The sequence below is a fragment of the uncultured Corynebacterium sp. genome, assembly GCF_945649885.1.
Taxonomy (GTDB): Bacteria; Actinomycetota; Actinomycetes; order Mycobacteriales; family Mycobacteriaceae; genus Corynebacterium.
The window spans coordinates 1-3,110 of record NZ_CALZFS010000190.1 but is presented as its reverse complement, the minus strand read 5'-3'; the positions used below and the strand labels follow the sequence as shown (position 1 = coordinate 3,110).

General features: G+C 57.8%; 5 protein-coding genes. 4 read left to right on the top strand and 1 reads right to left on the bottom strand.

The annotated features are described in order from the left end of the window. Nucleotides 1-284: DEAD/DEAH box helicase (locus Q0M74_RS13570; RefSeq protein ID WP_293955345.1), on the bottom strand; the 284-nt coding region annotated here is incomplete at its 3' end. 68 nt (nt 285-352) lie between these two features. On the opposite strand from Q0M74_RS13570, the gene Q0M74_RS13565 reads away from it, so the two are divergent. The 4 genes from Q0M74_RS13565 to Q0M74_RS13550 form a co-directional block, all read left to right on the top strand. Continuing rightward, nucleotides 353-580 (top strand): DUF3107 domain-containing protein, encoded by a 228-nt coding sequence (locus tag Q0M74_RS13565; RefSeq protein WP_293955343.1) that lies wholly within the window; start codon nt 353-355, stop codon nt 578-580. Between the two features lie 37 nt (nt 581-617). After that, complete coding sequence (locus tag Q0M74_RS13560; protein ID WP_293955346.1) at nt 618-1,481, top strand: DUF3152 domain-containing protein; 864 nt, start codon at nt 618-620, stop codon at nt 1,479-1,481. Between the two features lie 23 nt (nt 1,482-1,504). After that, nucleotides 1,505-2,269 carry a TIGR02569 family protein gene (locus Q0M74_RS13555; protein WP_293955341.1) on the top strand — a complete coding sequence of 255 codons (765 nt, stop codon included), beginning with the start codon at nt 1,505-1,507 and terminating at the stop codon, nt 2,267-2,269. 4 nt (nt 2,270-2,273) lie between these two features. Then, a partial coding sequence (locus Q0M74_RS13550) for a UvrD-helicase domain-containing protein (protein WP_293955339.1) occupies nt 2,274-3,110 on the top strand: 837 nt, incomplete at its 3' end.

The window sequence follows — 3,110 nt, the reverse complement described above, 5'->3', positions numbered from 1 at the left end:
GCCAGTTCACGGGTGGGCACGATGACCAGTGCGCGCGGGGTGCCATCGATTTCCTCCACATCAGAGGAATCAAAGACCCGGTCAAGCAGGGGCACACCGAATCCATAGGTTTTGCCCATGCCAGTGCGGGCCTGGCCAATCAGGTCATGGCCGTCCAATGCGATGGGAAGGGTGTACTCCTGGATCGCGAAAGTATGGCTGATGCCGAGGGCTTCGAGCGCGTCGGTAATTTCTACTGCGACACCGAGCTCTGTGAACGTGGGGCGAGGGCTTTCAGAAGACACAACTTAGATACTATCGTTGCACGGTTACAATAGGGTCATTCCAAACAAACGAGTCTTTTAGGAGAAGCATGGATATCAAGATCGGTTTCGCTGATTCCGCACGTGAACTCATTATTTCCGCCAACCAGACCCAGGATGAGGTGGCTGCCAAGGTGGCAGAGGCTCTGGCTGATGACTCCGGTGTTTTTGACATGACGGATGAGAAGGGACGTCGCTTCCTGGTCCGTAATAGCCGTATCGCCTACGTTGAAGTTGGAACCACCACGCCACGTGCAGTCGGCTTCGCCGGCGCTTAAAAAGGGGTAGTCAGATCTAGTGGCACAGGAACCGTTTCTGGTCCGTTTCGCTCGGGATTACGGGTGGCGTGCATACGCCATCCCGGTTCTTGCAGTCATTACGGTCTGGGTGCTCATCGATGTTTTTTCCACCGGCAGTGGTGCTTCCCGGGAGGTGGCTGCACCGTCGTCAAGCTTATCGACGCCCACCACCCCAACGTCCCCCGGCGCACCGGGGCCGGATCCAGCTGATGCCGGGCCGATGACCATCCCCGCCACGGAACTTCCTCCCGGTGGCCCGTTCACGGAGCGCGGCTGGGGCACCTTCCGTGCTGTGGGTATGCCCCAGCCACAGGTGGGAGAGGGCGATGAACGTGTCTTCACCTATGTTGTGGAGGTCGAGGATGGCATCAATACCGCAGCCTATGGCGGTGATGATGGATTTGTCGCAGCTGTGGATGCCACCCTGGCCAATCCGAAGGGGTGGATCGGGGATCCCGCCTGGGCATTTGAACATATCGCTGTCGATGATCGCCGCGAACCGGATCTGCGTATCCAACTGACCTCGCTGGATACCACCCATGCATTGTGCGGCAATGATATTGAGATGGAAACCAGTTGTTTCTATTCCATCGGTAACCGTGTCCTGATCAATGAATCCCGGTGGATCCGCGGAGCTGTGCCCTTTGAAGGAGATCTAGGTTCCTACCGCCAGTATCTGATCAACCATGAGGTCGGGCATGGTCTGGGCTATGCCACCCATGATTTCTGTGCGGCTGATGGGGAACTGGCCCCGATCATGATGCAGCAGACCTTAAGTCTGAATAATTCGGAGCTCTACAATATTGACTCAGGCGAGGTTTATCCTGATGACAATGCCACGTGTGTGTTTAATCCCTGGCCGTATCCGCGGGGACTTTAAGTTCTGACTGTTTGAGGAGAACCATGTCTGACCAGCTTCCTGATCACATCCGCGACGCCTTCCAAGTCGGTGCGGGGCCTGCCGAGCGTCTCGGGGAGGCATGGGATCATGGTTTCCGCATTGGCAATACGGTGTTTTCCAAGTCGATGAACGCGGAGATCGCCCCATGGTCCTCCAAGGTGCGTGAAAGTCTACGCCCGGAGGGGGTGCGGGTTGCCCGCCCCATCCGTTCCACCGATGGACGTTTCGTGGTGTCCGGGTGGCGTGCCTCGGTGTATTCCACCGGGTCAATCGCCTACCGGGTGGATGAAACCGTGGTGGCGGCACTGCGTCTTGCCGACGCACTTGTTGACGCACCCAAACCGGAGTTATCCCCACAGAGTCTCTACACCCGTGCTGATATCCGGGCCTGGGGGGAGCAGCAGGGACGCATCGGTGCACTGTTGCGACCCGTCAACCAACCGGATCAAGTCGGGCATGCCGACATGTTGGCCACCACCTTGTATTCCGGAACCCAGCCACCGCTGGTCACCGACATCGTTCCGACGGTCCGGCCCCATGGTTTCACTGCGGCTCTGGTGATCATCGACGGGTTGCTGCTGGGAGCAGTGGATGAGGGGATCCTGCGCCGTTTCTCTCACCTGCCGGATATTGATCAGTTGCTGCTGCGCGCGTTTTTATATCGTCGCAACATCCAGGAATTATCGGAAAATACGGAAGAAAACATCATTTCGAACCTGGACAGGGCTGAGGTTGCGCTTGTGTCCTATATTTCTGACAAACTCTGAAGGTATGTCGGAGTACCAACCTTTCATTCCACCCACCCCTGATGTCCGCCTCGTCCCGGCCACCACGCATCTCGCCCCACGCACCTGGATCGGACCTGTCCATGAGTTGATTGATGGGGGCGTCGGCACCTGGCGGGTCACCGGTGTCGCCGGATCTGGGGTCAGTTCTGTAGTCATCGATACGGTCATCGAAAGGATCCGCCAAGGCTGGGATCCCTCATCCATTCTGATTCTGGCTGCCTCCAAGGAATCTGCCAGTCGGTTACGCCGGGAGATCTCGGAACTTGTCTCAGAGATGGATTATGTTTCCGATGGTCCGATGGTGCGTTCGATCCACTCCCTGGCTTTTGCCCTCATCCGTGATTCCTCCGATGAGGATGTCCGCCTGATCACCGGTGCGGAGCAGGATGCTGTGATCCGCGAGCAGTTGCGCGGTCAGGCGGAGGACAACCTGGGTGGTTGGCCGGCGGAGCAGCGTGAGAGTCTGCGGATGGTGGGTTTCGCCCGACAATTGAGAGATTTCCTGCTACGTGCGGTGGAACGTGGAGTGAGCCCGGATGACCTGGTGGGTTATGGTCAGGAATTTAATCGACCGAACTGGGTGGCCACGGGCGAGTTTCTGCGTGAATATAAGCAGATCATGTGGCTTGCCGGATCCCATAGTTATTCGGCATCGGAGTTGGTGACCGGCGCACTGGCGGTGGCTGATCCCCAGGTCACCTACCGGGGTGTGTTTGTTGATGATGCCCAACATCTGGATCCGAAGTCGGCGGAACTGATAGCCAGGTTCATTCCCTCTGCGGAGCTGACGGTCGTCGCGGGTGATCCGGAACAGTCGGTG